Origin of the sequence: Nocardiopsis sp. N85, from assembly GCF_028882275.1 — a bacterium.
Taxonomy (GTDB): domain Bacteria; phylum Actinomycetota; class Actinomycetes; order Streptosporangiales; family Streptosporangiaceae; genus Nocardiopsis; species Nocardiopsis lambiniae.
Window position 1 is genome coordinate 181,509 of record NZ_JARBUT010000011.1, and the last position, 16,252, is coordinate 197,760.

General features: G+C 73.3%; 15 protein-coding genes. 8 read left to right on the plus strand and 7 right to left on the minus strand.

The features are described from left to right. The first annotated feature begins 17 nt into the window (after positions 1–17). The 4 genes from PWG71_RS17265 (at position 18) to PWG71_RS17280 (ending at position 5,041) form a co-directional block, all read left to right on the plus strand. A complete protein-coding gene (locus tag PWG71_RS17265; RefSeq protein WP_274810773.1) occupies positions 18–638 on the plus strand; it encodes a YigZ family protein in 621 nt (206 codons plus the stop codon). 109 nt (positions 639–747) lie between these two features. Continuing rightward, positions 748–2,196 (plus strand): outer membrane protein assembly factor BamB family protein, encoded by a 1,449-nt coding sequence (locus PWG71_RS17270; protein ID WP_274810774.1) that lies wholly within the window; start codon positions 748–750, stop codon positions 2,194–2,196. A gap of 164 nt (positions 2,197–2,360) precedes the next feature. Further along, positions 2,361–4,619, plus strand: coding sequence for a fibronectin type III domain-containing protein (locus PWG71_RS17275; protein WP_274810775.1), 2,259 nt, complete (start codon positions 2,361–2,363; stop codon positions 4,617–4,619). Then, on the plus strand, positions 4,616–5,041 hold the full coding sequence (locus tag PWG71_RS17280; RefSeq protein ID WP_274810776.1) for a spore-associated protein: 426 nt from the start codon (positions 4,616–4,618) through the stop codon (positions 5,039–5,041). Before PWG71_RS17275 ends, PWG71_RS17280 begins: the two co-directional genes overlap by 4 nt. A gap of 4 nt (positions 5,042–5,045) precedes the next feature. Here PWG71_RS17280 and PWG71_RS17285 read toward each other — a convergent pair whose 3' ends face one another. The 7 genes from PWG71_RS17285 to PWG71_RS17315 form a co-directional block, all read right to left on the minus strand. Continuing rightward, on the minus strand, positions 5,046–6,947 hold the full coding sequence (locus PWG71_RS17285; RefSeq protein ID WP_274810777.1) for a serine/threonine protein kinase: 1,902 nt from the start codon (positions 6,945–6,947) through the stop codon (positions 5,046–5,048). 57 nt (positions 6,948–7,004) lie between these two features. Then, complete coding sequence (locus PWG71_RS17290) at positions 7,005–9,269, minus strand: DUF3488 and transglutaminase-like domain-containing protein (protein ID WP_274810778.1); 2,265 nt, start codon at positions 9,267–9,269, stop codon at positions 7,005–7,007. Further along, positions 9,257–10,384 carry a DUF58 domain-containing protein gene (locus tag PWG71_RS17295; protein ID WP_274810779.1) on the minus strand — a complete coding sequence of 376 codons (1,128 nt, stop codon included), beginning with the start codon at positions 10,382–10,384 and terminating at the stop codon, positions 9,257–9,259. The genes PWG71_RS17290 and PWG71_RS17295 overlap by 13 nt, the downstream gene beginning before the upstream one ends. Then, positions 10,384–11,355, minus strand: coding sequence for an AAA family ATPase (locus tag PWG71_RS17300; RefSeq protein ID WP_446725047.1), 972 nt, complete (start codon positions 11,353–11,355; stop codon positions 10,384–10,386). The genes PWG71_RS17295 and PWG71_RS17300 overlap by 1 nt, the downstream gene beginning before the upstream one ends. Before the next feature lie 117 nt (positions 11,356–11,472). Continuing rightward, the gene (locus PWG71_RS17305) at positions 11,473–11,856 is read right to left on the minus strand and encodes a hypothetical protein (RefSeq protein WP_274810781.1); all 384 of its coding nucleotides are present in this window, start codon (positions 11,854–11,856) and stop codon (positions 11,473–11,475) included. A 50-nt stretch (positions 11,857–11,906) separates the two neighbouring features. Then, the gene (locus PWG71_RS17310) at positions 11,907–13,430 is read right to left on the minus strand and encodes a C40 family peptidase (RefSeq protein ID WP_274810782.1); all 1,524 of its coding nucleotides are present in this window, start codon (positions 13,428–13,430) and stop codon (positions 11,907–11,909) included. Continuing rightward, on the minus strand, positions 13,430–14,086 hold the full coding sequence (locus tag PWG71_RS17315; RefSeq protein WP_274810783.1) for a hypothetical protein: 657 nt from the start codon (positions 14,084–14,086) through the stop codon (positions 13,430–13,432). The genes PWG71_RS17310 and PWG71_RS17315 overlap by 1 nt, the downstream gene beginning before the upstream one ends. A gap of 486 nt (positions 14,087–14,572) precedes the next feature. On the opposite strand from PWG71_RS17315, the gene PWG71_RS17320 reads away from it, so the two are divergent. The 4 genes from PWG71_RS17320 to PWG71_RS17335 are packed head-to-tail and all read left to right on the plus strand — an operon-like array spanning position 14,573 to position 16,214. Further along, the gene (locus PWG71_RS17320; protein WP_274810784.1) at positions 14,573–15,091 is read left to right on the plus strand and encodes a hypothetical protein; all 519 of its coding nucleotides are present in this window, start codon (positions 14,573–14,575) and stop codon (positions 15,089–15,091) included. 9 nt (positions 15,092–15,100) lie between these two features. After that, positions 15,101–15,439, plus strand: a complete 339-nt coding sequence (locus PWG71_RS17325) for a hypothetical protein (protein WP_274810785.1) — start codon at positions 15,101–15,103, stop codon at positions 15,437–15,439. After that, a complete protein-coding gene (locus tag PWG71_RS17330; protein WP_274810786.1) occupies positions 15,439–15,780 on the plus strand; it encodes a hypothetical protein in 342 nt (113 codons plus the stop codon). Before PWG71_RS17325 ends, PWG71_RS17330 begins: the two co-directional genes overlap by 1 nt. A gap of 29 nt (positions 15,781–15,809) precedes the next feature. Then, positions 15,810–16,214 carry a hypothetical protein gene (locus PWG71_RS17335; protein ID WP_274810787.1) on the plus strand — a complete coding sequence of 135 codons (405 nt, stop codon included), beginning with the start codon at positions 15,810–15,812 and terminating at the stop codon, positions 16,212–16,214. The last annotated feature ends 38 nt before the right edge of the window (positions 16,215–16,252 follow it).

The following is a 16,252-nucleotide window of genomic DNA, read 5'->3' on the forward strand; positions in this document are numbered from 1 at the left end:
CCGTCCGAACAGGCGACATGCGAACGATCAGACGCGACGGCGAGCACGAACTGGAGATCAAGCGCTCCCGGTTCATCTGCGCCCTGGCCAGGGTGTCCGACGAGGAGGCCGCCCGGGAGTTCATCGCGCGGCGTCGCAAGGAGCACTGGAACGCCGGCCACAACTGCACCGCCTACGTCCTCGGTGACGACGGCGGCGTCCAACGCTCCAGCGACGACGGCGAACCCGCCGGCACCGCCGGGGTCCCCATGCTCGAAGTGCTCCGCCACCGCGCGATGACCGACACCGTCGCGGTGGTCACCCGCTACTTCGGCGGCGTCAAACTCGGCGCCGGCGGTCTCATCCGCGCCTACGGCAACGCCGTCTCCACCGCCATCGACGCCCTCGGCGTCCTGGAACGCCGTCGCCTGCTGGTCGTGGACGTGCACACCGACTACGTCATCGGCGGCAGACTGGAGAGTGATCTGCGCGACTCCCGCTTCCACGTCCGCGACGTCGCCTACGAGGACCGGGTCCGCGTCGAGGTGGCGCTCCCCGAAGAGGACCTGTCCGACTTCGAGGTCCGCCTCGCCGAGCTCACCGGGGGAAAGGCCGACCTGGAGGTGCGCGGCACCACCGTCGTCGACGTGGAACCCTGAACCGGGGCTGTTCACGTCGCCGTAACGACTGGTGGCCGTGTGTATCGGCATCCCGGCGTCCGGCTTAGGATTTGCCGTAAACGTCATCGTTCGTGGGGAGAAACCGTTCATGCGCAGCTCACGGGTGCCCCAGGCTCTCACCTGCGGCCTCGCGGCGCTGCTGGCCACCTCGTGCAGCGGTGATCCCGAACCCCCCGCCCCCGAGCCCGAGGCGGAACCGGCCCCGATCCCGACCGCCTTCGAGGGCCAGTCCCCGCCCGGGATCGAGGGCGAGGTGCTCCGCTTCCTGCACGGCGAGGAGGCCGACGCCCACGCCATCTTCGCCGACCCGCTCGGGGTGCGGATCGGTTCCGTGGGCGACGCCTTCCTCATCAGCTCGGGAGGAGCCGACCACCACCTGCTCCAGGAGGCCGCCACCGGCGCCGACCTGTGGGAGGGCGAGGCGCGGTTCCGAGGATTCGGCACCGACGTCGACGGCGCGCCCGTGCTGCTCATGTCCGACCTCGACGGTTCCCCCTTCGTCCTCGACGCCGAGGGCGCCACCCTGTGGGAACCCGCCGTGGAGGGCGACCTCTACCTGGGCGGCGTCGGCGTGCGCCGCCCCGAGGAGTGGTCCCCGGAGGAGGCCCACGGGGAGTACACCGTGCTGGCCGCCGACGGCACGGAGCTGTGGACCTACGACTTCGCCGCCCCCGAGGAACCCGAGGAGGAGGACGCGGAGGCCGAAGAGGACGCGGAGCGCGCCGACGAGGAGGAACCGGAGGACACGGAGGAGCCCCCCGCACTCGGCGTCCCCGTGGCCGCCTGGGCCGACACCGTCCTGCTCGCCTCCGGCGACAGCACCCTGCACGCCCGCTCGCTCGACCCGGACGACCCGGGCGCGGAGCTGTGGGACGTCGACGCGGGCGAGGACGACGACCTGGGCCTGTCGGCTTCCGGATCCCTGCCCGAACCCAGCGTTCTGGGCCTCTTCCCGCTGCCCGAGCCCGAGGAGGAGCCGGAGGAGGACGCCGCCCCGGAGGACGTCCTCGTGGTCCGCTGGAGCGGCACCGAGGCGTCCTCCGTGCTCTCCGCCCACGATCCCGCCGACGGCGATCTGCTGTGGACCCTGGAGGAGCCCGGGCCCAACCCCGTCGGCGGCCCCTTCGACCCGGCCGGTCCGGCCGGCGGCCTCTACGACACCACCACGGGGACCTTCCTGCTGCCCCAGGCCAGCGGTGCGGCCACCGCGGTCGCCATCGACCTGGCCGCCGGCGAGGTGCGCTGGGGGCTGGAGGAGGAGGGCGGCGCGTTCTCCCCCGCCTTCACCCACGCCGGGTACGTCTACGGGGCCGCCCGGGGCGGCGAGAACGACTCCCAGGTGGTGCTGGACGCCCTCGACATGGACGTCGTCGCCGACGACCTCTCCGCCCACGTCGAGGCGGTCACCGCCGGCGGGCACGCCATCCTCGTCCAGGACCGCCAGCGCTTCGTCTACGGTCCGCCTCCGCAGGACGAGGAGGACACGGACGAACCCACCGAGGACCCCTCGGAGAGCCCGTCCGCCGAAGCGAGCTGAGAGTGCGATTCGTCAATGAAAATCCGCATTGACGGGTTTCCCGGGGACTGGTAGACACTTCCCTGTCCTCTGCTCGGCCCGTGCCCCGCGCCGACCCCCACCCTCCGGTGCCTTCTCGGTGCCCGCCGCCCGCACGCGCCACCCCTCAGAGGGAGAGCAGCAACGTGGCCCCCTCCACCGCATCCCCCGCGACCCCGAAGCACCCTTCCCGTAAGGCCTCCGTGGCCCGCCTGTTCGGCTCCCTCCGGAACCGGGCCCGTGCCCACGCCTCGGGTCTGACGGTCGTCCTCCTCACCGCCGCCCTGGTCAGCACCGTCCTCGGTACGGGCGCCCTCGGCCGCACCGACGAGATGTCCGACGGTGCCGTGTGGCTGTGGACCAGCCCCCTCGGTGAGGCCTCCCGCGTCAACGGCAACAGTGGGGAGGTCGACCTGGTCGCCGGCCTGCCCGAGTCGGCGGGCACCGACATCCGCGTCGTCCAGAACGACGACCACCTTCTCCTCTACGATCCCGTCACCGGCAAGGTCACCTCGGTGGACCTGCTCCGGATGGGTTTCTCCGGGGTGCTCGAACTGGGCGCGGGCGACTTCGACCTCGTGCTCGGAGAGGAGGCCGCCGTGGTGATCGGCCGTGCCTCCGGCGAGGTGAAGGCGGTCGACCCCGCCACCCTCCAGCCCACCGGTGAGACGCTCAGGATCCCGGCCCCGCTGGTCGGCGGTGCCTTCGACGACGAGGGCACCCTCTGGCTCGGGGTGCCCACGCAGGGCACCGTCGTGGGCGTGGAGATCCCCGGGGACGAGGCGGTCATCGAGCGGACGGCCGCCGTCGCCGAACCCGGTGCCGACCTCTCCCTCACGGTCCTCGACGAGGGGGCGTTCGCGGTCGATCGGTCCGGCGACCGCCTCGTCACACTGGGCGCGGACGGCGACACCGAGGCCGTCGACGCCCCGCTGCCGGTGGAGGGCGCCGAAATGCCCGCCCGCACCCGGGGCGACCTGGTCGCCGTGACCCTCCCCGGGTCCGGCGAGGTCCTCACGGTGACCGACCCGCACGGCGCGGTCCGCACCGCGCACTTCGCGGTCGGTGAGGGCGCCGGCACCGCCGTCGCCTACGAGGGCCGTGTCTACGTGCCCTTCGCGGACGAGGGCCTGGTACGGGTCTTCGACGCCGAGGGCGTCGAGCTCACCCCGGTCACCCTGCCCGAGGCGGAGGGACCCCTGGAGATGGAGGTTCGGGAGGGGCGCCTGTTCATCAACTCCCCCCGCACCGGAGTCGCCGCGGTGGTCGACCCCGACGGCCGGGCCACCATCGTCGACAAGTCCGACCCGCCGCCCGGGCTCGGGGACGAGGAGGACGGCGCTCCCGCGCCCGGAGCGCCCGAACTCGGCGACACCGGCGAGCCCGACCCACTGCCGGGCACGGACCCGGGCCCCGGGCCCAGTGCCACCGTTCCCGGTGACAACGGACCGGCGGACGTGCCGGGCATCCCCGGGCCCGGAGACCGGCCCGGTGAGGGCCAGGGCGGTGGACAAGGTGAGCCCGAGGTGCCCGAACCCGAGGTACCCGAGGACCCCGAGCCCGAGGGCGGCCCCCCCGGGGCCCCCACCCCCGTGTCCGCCACCGCGGGCGACGGGTCCGCCTCCCTGAGCTGGCCGGAGGCCTACTCCCCGGACGCCCCGGTGGAGGAGTACCACATCACCTGGAACGACGGTGAGCTGACCGTCGGCGGCGACGAACTGACGGTCGAGATCACCGGCCTGACCAACGGCACCGCCTACCGGTTCCGGGTCCGGGCCGTCAACGCCCACGGTCTCGGCCCCGCCGCGCAGAGCATGGAGGTCACCCCCGGCGAACGGGCACCGGGCGCCCCCGCCTCCGTGACGGCCCAGGCCACCGGGAGCGAGAACGCCACGGTCTCCTGGACGGCGGTGGACGGGGCCCACGACTACCTCGTGACCATCGACGCGGCCTCGGGCACCGACCCCAGCGACCGCACCTCCACCGGGACGTCCGCGGACGTCTCCGGGCTGACCCCGGGCGAGACCTACACCTTCACCGTCACCGCGCGGACCCAGGGCGGGGTGAGCGGCGCCCCCACCGGCAGCCGGCCGCTCACGATGCCCGAGGCCGCGCTGGGCGCTCCCGCGAGCGTCAGCCACAGCGTCTCCGGAGCCAACGTGACCGTCACCTGGACCCTGGTGGAGGGCGCGGCCCGGTACACGATCACGCCGAGCGGTGACGGCGGGCTCCAACCGGTGACGGTGGCCGGCGACGCGGCCGGAGGGGGCTCCCTCTCCCACACGATGGGGCGCGGAGCGTCCGGCCGCTGCTACGCGTTCACCGTGGTCGCGGTGGCCGGGGACGGCACGGTCGCGCAGTCTTCCACCAGCGGCCCCTCCCGTTGCGAACAGGAGTTCAGATGATGCGTCGTAAGGTCCGGGCCTCGTGGGCCGGTGTCCTGGCGGTAGCCGTCGCGGTGGCGCTGCTGTCCCCGACCTCGGCGGTTCAGGCCGCCGACCCCGTCGCCATCTGCAACTTGCAGAGCGCGGCGGGGGCACAGACCTACACGCGGAACGCCGACGGGTGGCCCAGGTCCATTCCGGGCGGCGGACAGATGTACCTCTTCTATGAGGGCAACCTCGGCCAGAACTGCGCCGTGACCATCGGCAGCGGCGCCGTCGACGTCGGCCTGCGCCGTTCGGACGGCGCCGGTGGGGCGAGGTGGAGCACCGGGAACGGGGCCACGGGTCCGGTGTACGTCCAGGCCCCGGGTGCGTGCGTCGACGTCACCGGCTCCGCCAACGGGCGGTCCACCCTGGTCACCGGGGTCAACTGCGGGGGCTGAGTCCTCAGCCCGCGCCGCGATCGGTGCAGGCCTCCTCGGAGTGGGCGATCGTGTCCCCTCCCAGGAGGGCGATGACGATGAAGCAGTACTCCGCCTCGGGGTCGAGCCCCTCCACCCGGGCCTCGGCCGTGCCCGCCGCCGCCTCGGCGAGCGAGGCCGGGGTGTCGCCCGACGGCCCGCCCACGACGTGATGGGGCGCCGACTCCGCCCCCTCGGCCGTCGTCCAGGTCAGGACCACCGAGTCGCCGGAGTCCTCCAGGGTCACCCCCGTGGGGGCCGCCTCCGGGTCGATGGCGGCGTTCGGGACGTCCGACGCCTCCGGTAGGCCTCCCTCAGGGGCGGGCGGCTCCTCCCGGGACATGAGCCCCACCGCGCCCAGCAGGGACGCCACCGGGCCCGGGTTGAGGAACGTCACCACGCCCAGGACGATGACGACGACCGCCGCCGACGCCACGGCGATCCGGACCGCGCCCCAGCGGGGCGCGGACCCGTCCGCCCGCTCGTGCGGCGCGTCGGCGGCCGGTCGCCACGGCTCCGGTCGCCGGGGCGGGTCGAGGGGCGCCGGTACGGCCGGTGTCCGTCGCGGATCGTGTCGTGGGTCCCGGGGGACGCCCCCACTCTGCCTCGGCCCCGTGCGGGGTGCCGCGTCCGTCCACGTGGGAGGGGACGCCGTGCCGGTGTGGTCGACGATGCCGTGCCAGGGGTCGGCGGGGACCGCGCCGTCCCGTCGCGGCCCGACGAGCGGTGACGCCGTCGCGCCGGGTGGGCCGGGCGCGGTCGGGCCGGTGGTGCCGGGCCGGGGATCCCCCGTGTCGGGGCCCGTCCCCGAGGGGGCGGGTGGTGTCGCGTTCGTGCCGGAGGAGTCCGGTGAGGCCGGGGCGGTCCGCTCGCCGACGCCGTGCCGGGGGTCGCGGGGAGCGGGCCCGTCCGGTGCCGGTACCGCCGTGGACTCCGGGAACGATGGCCGGGGCGCGGGGCGCACCGGCGGCTCCGTTCGCGGGGCCGGGGGACCGACGGGCGTTTCCGTCATGGCCGTCTCCGGAGCGGGTCCGGCGGACGGCGGGTGTCCTGCGGGCGTCTCCCGCCCGGACGGCGCCTCCGTCACCGGCGCGGGCGCCGAAGGGACCGCGACCGTCGCCGTCTCCAGGTCCGCGGCGAACGCGGCCGTGTCGGGATGGCGCAGACCGGGATCCTTCTCCAGCGCCCGCGACAACACCGCCCACCACGCGCCGGGCAGATCCTCGCGCGGCGGTGGGAGCACGGCGCCGAGCACCCGCTCCCTGAGCGCGAACAGGTCCGTGGGGCCGTCGGTGAACGGCGGGCGGCCCGCCAGCAGCTCCCACAGGGTGGCGGCGAGGCGGTACACGTCCGAGGCCGGGGTCGGGGCCCGGCCCTCGATCACCTCGGGCGGGGTGTAGGGCAGCGCGGCGGCATCCGACGCCGCTCCGGGGGCTCCCATCGGCCGCACCCGGTCCAGGCCGGTGAGCGCGACCCCCTCGTCACCGAGCAGGACGTGCGAGGGTTCCACGGCGTGGTGCGCCAGCCCGGCCGCGTGGAGCGCCCCCAACGCCCCGGCCACGCTCTCCCCGACCCGCGCGACCTCCGACAGGGGAAGCGGGTGCCGACGGCGCAGGACGTCGGCGTAGTCGCCGTCCCCGTACAGGACCATGGCGACGAAGGGCCGACCCGACCGCGTACTCCCCTCCGCCAGCACGCGCACCGCCCCGGGAACGTCGTCCGGCACTTCCGGCCGCGCCGACCCGCCCGTGCGCGCCACCTTGAGCACGACCGGGTCGCCGCCGTCGTCCGGGACGGCCCGGTAGACGGTGGCGTTCGCGCTCCGGCGCAGCACCTCCAAGGAGTGGAACCCCTCGATCAGGCTCCCACCGGACCTCGACCCGTCCATCCCCCGCCCCTCCTCACGATCCCCTGTGCCTCTTCACGTTCCATGCCGCGACGGCCCTCACCGGGCCCGCCAGAACAACGGCCGGGGATCGAACCACCACAGCGCCCGCCGTGCCCGTGAGCGGGTCCGGCGCAGAGCGGAGGAGTAACGCCGCACCGTACCGGCGGCCTGTGCCGCCGCCTCCCGGCTCACCCTGGCGTTCTCGGCGAACCCGATCCAGTTCACCGCCCGGCCCAAGGGGAGCAGTCCGTCCCGGGTCCCGGCCCGGTCGGACCCGGGAAGCAGGTCGCCGGCCGCGGCGAGGGTCTCGCCCACCGTCCGACCGGCGGGGAGCGGAACCCCGCACTGGCGCAGGGCGTCCCGCAGCTCCCACCAGGAGCCCAGCACCCGGCGCTCGGGCGGGCCGGACCGCAACCGTCGCCACCGCCGTATCAGCCGTGCCGTGGGGATGGCCGACGCGAGCACGATCAGGGCCCCGCCCGCGAACAGCGCCGGCCGGGTCCACGAGTCCTCCCGTCCCGGCGACCGCCCCGCCGAATCGTCGGCCCCGCCGCCCTGTGCCCCCTGGCGCTCCGCCTCCTCGTCGTCGTCCTCCCCGGCCGAACCGGTGGACGTCTCCTCGGGGGCGTCCTCCCCCTCCTCCCCGGGGGTCACCGAGAAGGGCACCCATCCGAAGCCCTCGAAGTACACCTCGCCCCACGCCACGGCGTCGCCGGTGCGCACCGTGCGCGCGCCGTCCCCGGCGTCGTCCCCGGGACCGAAGCCGACGACGACCCGGCTCGGCAGCCCGGCGGCCCGGGCCAGCAGGGCGAAGGCGCTGGCGAACTGCTCGGACGTGCCCCCGCCGCCCTGCCCCCCGGGCGGCGCCAGGACCCGCGCGATGTGGGCGTACCCGTGGCCGCCGGGGGTCTCCGGGGAGAAGTGGTGCGACTCCCGCAGATACTCGGCGATGAGCCTGGCCCGCTCGTAGGGCGGCCCCTGGCCGGAGACCGCCGCGACCACGTCGTTCAGGAGCGGAGGAGCCCCGGCGGGCAGTTCCCGGTACCGGTCGAACTCGGCGCCCGCCGGGACGTGCGCGACGGTCAGCTCCGTCGGCCGCCAGTCGCCCACGTCACCGGTGACCGCGTACTCCGCGCCCGCGACGCGGCCCTCCCTGAGCACCACGACCCCCGACCGGGCGTCGTGGCCCACGGAGGGCAGGTCGATCGTGTGCGGGGCCCCGACGACCGGGACCCATCCCCCGGGCAGGCCGTCGCCGACGACCACCTCCGCACCGACCCGGACGGCGTGCGGCGGCGCGGGTTCCGGGGCGGGGAGCACCTCTCCCGCGGCCCGGTAACCCCCCTCCGGCAACCACGTCGTCCCGGTGAAGTCCGCCAAGGCCACCCAGCGCAGTTCGACGGGTTCCTCGGAACGGACCGTGAGCAGCGGAACGTCCGGTTCGGCCGCCCATTCGGAGAGGTGGCCGAGCGGGTTGAGGGCGTCCTCGGGGGCCAGGGGCGGGGTGACGGACGCGCGCGGGTCGTGCGGCCGGGTCTCCCAGTCCGCGAGCAACACCGGCCCGCCGAACACCGTGACGGCGGCCGCCAGGACGGTGACCAGCCCGGTCGTCAGGATCCGGCCCGCGCGTTCGCCCGGCACCGTCCCGGGGTCGCCGTCCTCGACCTCCAGATCGGCGGGCGGCGACCCCCCGACCGCCGCCGATGACCGTTCGTCGGAGACGGCGGACATCAGCAGGATCGAGGCGACCGCCACGAGCCCGATCGACGGGAACCCCGGCGGGGCCACCGGACCGTTGAGCACCACCGCGCCCACCAGCCACAGCAGTCCCGGCAGGATCGCCAGGGCCGGTCGCCGCCCGTGCCAGAGCAGCACCGAGCCGACCCCGGTGAGCCAGGTGGCCAGCAGCGGCGCCGTGAGCGTGTCCACGCTGAGCGGGGTGGGCGCGGCGCTCGTCAGGATCCGGGCGCCGGAGTGCAGCAGCGCCTCCACCGTCGAGTCGACCACACCCGTCCCCTGGCCGGGGAGTACGGCGGCGCAGACGACGACGGCGGCCAACGGCAGGGGGAGTCCGACCGGCACCACCAGGGACGGACGCAGCCGTGCCCGTGCCGCCAGCGTCACCACCACGGCGAGCAGCGCGCACACCGGAAGCACGACCTGCACCGGTACCGGCGTCGCGTACCCGGGGGCGAGGGCGACACCTCCGGCGGAGGCGGCCAGGGCCAGGCCCGCGACGGCCGGGAACGGCCGCGGGACCCGGCGTTCCCCGTCCGCCTCGCCGGGGGCGACCCCCGCGCGTTCGCGCGTCAGCGTGACCATGGCGCCCCGTTCCAGCGCTTCGCGAACCCCCGGGCGTCCCCGGCGGAGAGCAGGGTCACCGACGACGGGGCGACCGGCCGCTCCGACGCGCCGACGACGATCGCGACCAGGGAGGAGTAACGGTGCTCCAGCCGGCCGAAGGACCGCAGGTCGGCGGTGTCGAGCGCGCCTCCGACCAGGATCGCGGTGTCCCCCGCAGGCCGGGACCCGGCCAGCCGCAGGGCCCCGGACAGGTCGGCGTCCGGTGAGGGGACCGCCTCGGCGAGCAGGTCGAGCAGGGGCGGCAGTCCGCCGGCGGAGTCCCGACCCCGACCGCTCACCAGCCACAGTTCACAGTGCATCGACGCGCCCACACCGGTCCCCACCAGGGAGGCGGCCACACTCGCCACCTCGTCCAACCGATTCTCGCCGCCCGGGGTGGGGCGGTCGTCGACGATGACGTGCAGGCGGGGCTGGGAGACGTCGATGTACTCCCGCACCACGAGCCGGTCCAGCCGGGCCGAACTGCGCCAGTGGACGTGCCGCAGGTCGTCACCGGGGACGTGATCGCGCAGGGTGTGGAAGGTCAGGGCCCCGGAGGGCGCGCCGTCGGCCTCCCCGTCGGGATCGGCCCGCCGCCCGACCGGCACCGAACCGAGGGGTTCCCACCGGGGATGGACCCAGATCAGGTCGGTCTCCCCGTGGTCGCGGTGCGCCGAGGCCAGCCCCAGCGGATCGGAGCGGCCGGCGCGCAGCGGGCCCAGTCGGACGAGCCCGCGCCGAGCGGGCCGGATCCGGTAGTGGATCTCCGCGGTGGCCCGGCCCGCCAAACGCCGCGGCCGGACCGGGCGCTCGTCCCGGTGGTCGCGCACGCGGTCGACCGCGCGGACGGCGCGCCGTCCGGTGTTGCGCAGGGAGAGCCGCACGTCCACGGCGGTGCCCGGGGACACGCGGACCACGGCGGGGGACCGCTCCACGGTCACGGTCGCGGGCCGCCCCACCGCCACCACGGCCAGGACGACCGCCACCACGGCCACACCCCCGAGCAGGGCCAACTCCTGGTATTCGGAGACGACACCGATCAGGAGGAGCAGGACACCGGTACCGGCGACGACCCGGCCCCGAGTGGTCGGCATCAGCCGGCCACCGGGCTCACGGGGCGTCCCGGCGGCGGCACGGGCGTGTCCCGGAGGACCTCCTCCAGCACGTCGGCCCCGCCACGGCCGCCGATCGACGCCTCCGGAGAGGGGACCAGCCGGTGCGCCCAGACCGATCGGGCCAGGTACTTGACGTCCTCGGGTTCCACGTAGGGGCGCCCGGAGACGAGCGCGAACATCCGCGCCGTCCGCGCCATCGCCACCGTGGACCGGGTCGACAGGCCCACGCTCAGCTCCGCCCGGTCACGGGTGGCGTGGGCGATGCGCAGGATGTACTCGTAGACGGAGTCGTGGACGAACACCCGGCGCGCGTCCTCGCGCAACAGCCGTGTGTCCTCCTCGCCCAGGACCGGCTTCAGGTCCTCCGGGGAGGTGAGGGCGTCCCCGCGCATGATGGCGATCTCCGCGGCGGGGTCGGCGTAGCCCAGGGAGAGGCGCATGAGGAAACGGTCCAACTGGGCCTCGGGCAGCCGGTAGGTGCCCGACATCTCCACGGGGTTCTGGGTGGCCACGACCAGGAACGGAGAGGGCACCGTGTACCTCTCGCCGTCCACCGTGACGGCCTGCTCCTCCATGACCTCCAGCAGGGCCGACTGCGTCTTGGGGGAGGCCCGGTTGATCTCGTCGGCGATGACGACGTTGGCGAACACCGGGCCCGGCCGGAACTCGAACTCCCGGGTGGCCTGGTTGAAGATGGTGACGCCGGTGACGTCGGAGGGCAGCAGGTCGGGGGTGAACTGGACGCGCCGCCACTCGCCGCCCGCGACGGCCGCGACGGCTCGGGCCAGCGTGGTCTTCCCGGTGCCGGGCACGTCCTCCAGGAGGACGTGCCCCTGGCACAGCATGGCGACCAGGGCCAGGCGCACGACCTCGGACTTGCCCAGGAGGGCGGTCTCGACGGAGGCGGCGATGCCGTCGAACCGGTCGGCGCGGATGACCGCGTCGTCCATGGTCAACGGGAGGGCGGGGGCCGTGGCGGCGTGCGTGTTCACAGTGCGGTTTCCGGAGGGTGGTGAGGAAGGGGAGGGGAGGGTATCGGCCCCGGCACGGATGTGCCGGGGCCGGGGTCAAGCGTGGAGCGGTCCGGCGGCTTTGCCCTTGCCCCGTAACGACGGGCCGGACATGCCGTAACTCTGTCCCGAGGCCGCTCCCTCGAAGGCGCCCGCGAGCATGCCGAGCAGTCCGGTGGCACCGCTGAGCGCGGCCCCGGCCGCGCCCAGCACGGTGCCCGCGGCGGCCGCGGCCGCGCCCGCCGCGCCGGCGGCGAACTTGAAGGCATTGCCCGCGAAGCCGGGCAGGCCCTTGCCGACCCCCTTGGCCAAGCCCTTCCAACCGCCCCGGGCGGCGAGCCAGGTCGCGCCCCGGGTCCCGAGGAAGCCCAGGGCGCGGCTGCCGGCGGCCCGCAGGGCGGTACCTCCCGCCATGGCGAGGAACGGTACGAAGACGGCCATGCTGGATCATCCCTTTCCGTGGAGTCCGGTGTGCTCCGGGTGTCGTGCTCTCAGGCGTCGAAACGGTCGGGGTCCCCGGAGGAGGTCGGGTTGATCCTCAGGGCGCCGACGAAGGTGCTCAGGCGGCCGGGGGAGAGGGGCACCTCCTCGACATGGCGCCCGGTTCCCGGCGCGTGGATCATCATCCCTCCTCCGGAGTACATGCCCACGTGTGAAGGGCTCGGCTGGGAGGCGATGGTGTGGAAGAAGAGGAGGTCACCGGGTTGCAGAGTGTCCTTCAACCGGTTCAGCGCCTCCTCCCCGGTGGTGCCCCCCAGCAGGGAGCCCACTTCCATCCGCTCGGTCGTCGCGCCCGTGTACACATGGCCGGGATCGTTCGGAAGCCATTGCGGCCAGGTGGTCCTGGGTATCTGGACACCCGCCGCCCGCCAGGCCGCCTGCACGAGGCTGGAGCAGTCGTACGCACTGGGCCCGGTCGCCCCCAGCACGTAGGGGGTCCCGATCTTGCCCCGTGCGAACTCCACGGCGGTCCGGTGCGCGGGCCCCGCGTTGCCCAGGAACGCGGCCTGGGAGGTGCCCCCCTGCTCCTCGCAGTCCTGGGACGAACCCGAGGAGGTCATGGAGGCGTTGACGATGTTCAGCGACGGCGAGGTCGGGGCGATGCCCGATTTCTGGTAGTGACGGGCCACCGCCATCACCTGGTCGACGTACCACTTGGCGGGGTTGTGCTTGAAGACCGTGCACTCCATGGCACTCAGGTCGCTCCGCCCGCAGACCGCACCCGAGCCGAGCGACTCGGCCTGGCGGGCGTAGTAGGCGATCCGGAACGCCCCGGAGGTGATGTTGTCCCACGGGTCCCAGACGTTGACGATCCCGTCGTTGTTGCCGTCGATGCCGAAGTACCGGGGGTTCGCGGGCATCTCGCCGACCTCGTGGTGCCAGCGGCGGTCCTCGACCCGTTCCTTGGGCTTGCCACCCCAGGCGTTGCCGGCGCTGCCGAGCCGTCCTCCGACCTGTCCGGTGTTCGGGTCCTGGACTCCGAACTGGACGATCCCCGCGGCCCCGTAGGGGTTGCGCTGCCCTTCGACGAGGCCGGAGTGCCACGTGGGATCACTGGAGACGTATTGGCCGTTGTGGGTCTCGATCGCGCCGATCGCGGCCATCAGCTCCCAGGGGAGGCCGTAGGCGTCGGCGGCGGTGCGGTGGATGCGCAGGATGTTCTCGGGAACGGCCACCACGACCTCTATGGTCTCTCCGGGATTCCCCTTGTACGTGCTGATCTTGATCGTGCCGCCCGACGACGGTGACACGGCGGAGGCCTGGACCACGCCGCCCGTGGAACCGGTTCCGTCGACGTCGCTCGCCGAGACACCGCCGGTGGGACCGCACATGGTGGCGGCATAGGCGATGCCGCCCATGACCGCGAGCGCGGTCACCCCGCCGCCCACGCGGGCGGCGGCCCCTCCCTCGGGTACGGTGACCGACCCCCGGTCGCCGTCCCGCCCGGCCTCGGGCAGGAGGAGGTCACGAGCGCGTCTCCACAGATCGCCGACGATCCCTCGGACACCCGCCATCAGAGCCGCCCCTCGCCCTCGTTGCCGACGGCCGCGCCCTGGAAGGCGTAGACCCCCCAGCCGCCCTCTTCGGGGACCATGGTGACCGCGTACGCCACGGGATCGTTGCCGCCGTCGTCACCGGCCTCGCTCAGGAAGCGCACCTCCACCTCGAAGATCACCGAATCGGGGGCGATGAGGCGGATGCCGGTGACCCTCGCCGATGCTCGCAGCTCCGAAGGAGTGTCGCGCGGGGTCGCACCGGTGGGGGCGTTGAGGACGAGATCCTCGACGGTGCCGAAGAACTCCTGGGCGATGAGCGGGGAGAGACGGGAGAGGCGTTCGTCGTCGGTCTCCTCGGGCCTTACCTCGCTGTAGGCGGCGACGAAGTCCCGCGCGGTCTCGGCGGCGCTCCTCAGCTCCTCCTCCGAGTGGGGGACGAGTGCCATGACGTCCTCCACGGCCTCTCCCGACCCTCCTGTGGCGTCGATGGCGGTCTCCGGGGCCGTGCTCGGCTCCTCGGTGTCCGAGCCCCCCACGAGCTGCCGGAACAGGAGGAAGAGGGCGACGACCAGGGTCGCGATGATCCCGATGACGATCACCTTCTCCCGTGAGCCGCTGGTGAAGTCGCTCATGCTGGACCCGCCGTTCCGCTCCTGGACATCCGGTACATCCATACAGAGGTCGTCCCGGCACGGCAATGGATTAAGGCGACCGGATGTGGTGACCCAGAGTGAAAATCCGTAACTTTTGCATAAACCCTTGAATGCTCCATTGTTTGCGGGTCAGGGGTTCGGGGTGTAACTCCTGGTGCCGAGTGGTGATCGACCAAGTCTGATCACACTTCGGAGTTATTTCATGCCTCTTGGTGGCCACGAGGGGCGTGTCCCTTTTTCGCGCCGCCTTCATGGGATTCACACAAGTCATTGCGCAAAGTAACAAATGTGACTTTGGTCACTTGAGGTGTTTTGTGGCATTGCGGTATATATGGCCTGCTGTGCGACCCCCGCCCCGGCCCAGCAGCATCACCGTCCGTTACCCCTGTCCGCGAACTCCGGTTTTCGGACGTTGTGAATCGCGAAGTATCGAGTGGCGAGACGTTCTCCGATCTTGTCGGATTCCGCCCCTCCGATATCGCGGACCGAGCGACCTGGGGAGATCACATGAGGAGGCGACCCATCGACGCCGATGACGTGCGCGGCGCCTCCACCGTGGCCTCCGGCGACCGCGTCGGGGAAACGGTGGTGCTCGGCTGTCACGGAGGTGCGGGGACGACCACCCTGGCCGCCCTGCTCGGCACCCCCTGGGACCTCGGGTCCTACACGCCCGAGCGCGACCTGATCGCCGTCTTCGGCCGCCCCCTGATCCTCGTCTCCCGGGACGGCATCACCGCGACGGCGCGGTTGGCGGAGGTCCTCAACGTTCTGGAGCGCAACGGGCTGCGCCCCGCGGCCTTGGTGGTCGTGGCCGACGGTTCCGGTCCCGAACCCCCCGAGTCCTCGGCGCGGCTGCGCCTGGTCGGCGAGCGCGTCGGGAGCATGATCCGCTTCCCCTTCGTTCCGGGACTGCGCTACGTCGACGCGACCGATGCGGCGAGGGTGGCGCTGCCGAGGAAGGCCTCCCGTGCCCTGGCGCGGATCACGATGGTGACCGGGACCCCCGTGCCCCACCCCGCGGGCTGACGAGAACGGATGAGCATGGACGCATACCTTCAGGCCGCGACCGGGATCACCCAGCACCTGGCCATGGTCCCCATGGACTTCGGGTGGACGACCGACCCGAAACTGCCCGACTTCGACGACGGCGACGACCCGATCGGCACGGCCATCAACTGGGGTCAGGGCGTCATCGTCGTCATCGGCATCATCGGCGTGCTCTTCGCCGCGGGGAAGATGGCCATCGGCAAGTTCGGCCGCTCCGACCTGGCCGCCGACGGCGTCGGCGGGCTGGTCTGGACCATCATGGGCATCTCCCTGATGCTCGTCGCCGTTCCCGTCATCCGGGCCGTCGCCGGGGTGGGGGGCGGCTGATGGCGGGTGCGCTCGCGGTCCTCGCGGACACCGCCCACCTGGCCGCGGTTCTCCCGGCCGAGATCACCTGGGACCCGCAGCCGAGGCTGCCCGGCTGGGGAGGCATGAGCGGCCAGAATCCCGACGGGGATCCCATCGGGCGCTTCCTCAACCTGGCCCAAGGGGTCGTCGTCGTCATCGGGGTCTTCGGCATCCTCTACTCGGCCGGAAAGATGGTGGCCGGCAGGCTCGGCCGCTCCGAGGCGGCGGCCGAGGGCGTCAGCGGTGTCATCTGGACCATCATGGGGATCTCCCTGATGCTGGTCGCCATTCCCATCGTGACCACCCTGGTCGGCGTATGAGCGGACCGATCGGGGGTCCGATTTCGGCGATGGCCGCAGAGGCGGACCCGGTCATGTCGGCCATGCAGTCCTTCGAGCGCTCCGGCAACGAGGTCCTCGGTTACCTGATCGGTCTCGGCGCGCTCCTCGGTGTGCTCGCCCTCATCATCATCGCCGGCCGCATGATCCACGCGAACTTCACGGGCGATCCCTGGATCGCGGCACGAGGTATGGCCGAACTCCCCTGGGTCGTCCTCGGGGTCGTCCTCCTCATCGCGGGTGCCGCGGTGGCCGCGGCCCTGCTCCAGGGATCCCGGCACGAGACGCAGAGGGACCTCGGAGAGATCTTCTCCTGCATGATCGACGCACAGAGCGCACGGGAACACGACGCCGGTTCCGGCGACGAGGACGACGAGGACGACGAGGAGGAGGAGAAAAGGGTCGAGTCGTGCTGATGTCCGCGCGGGACGCGGCGGTGACCCGGGCGGAGCGC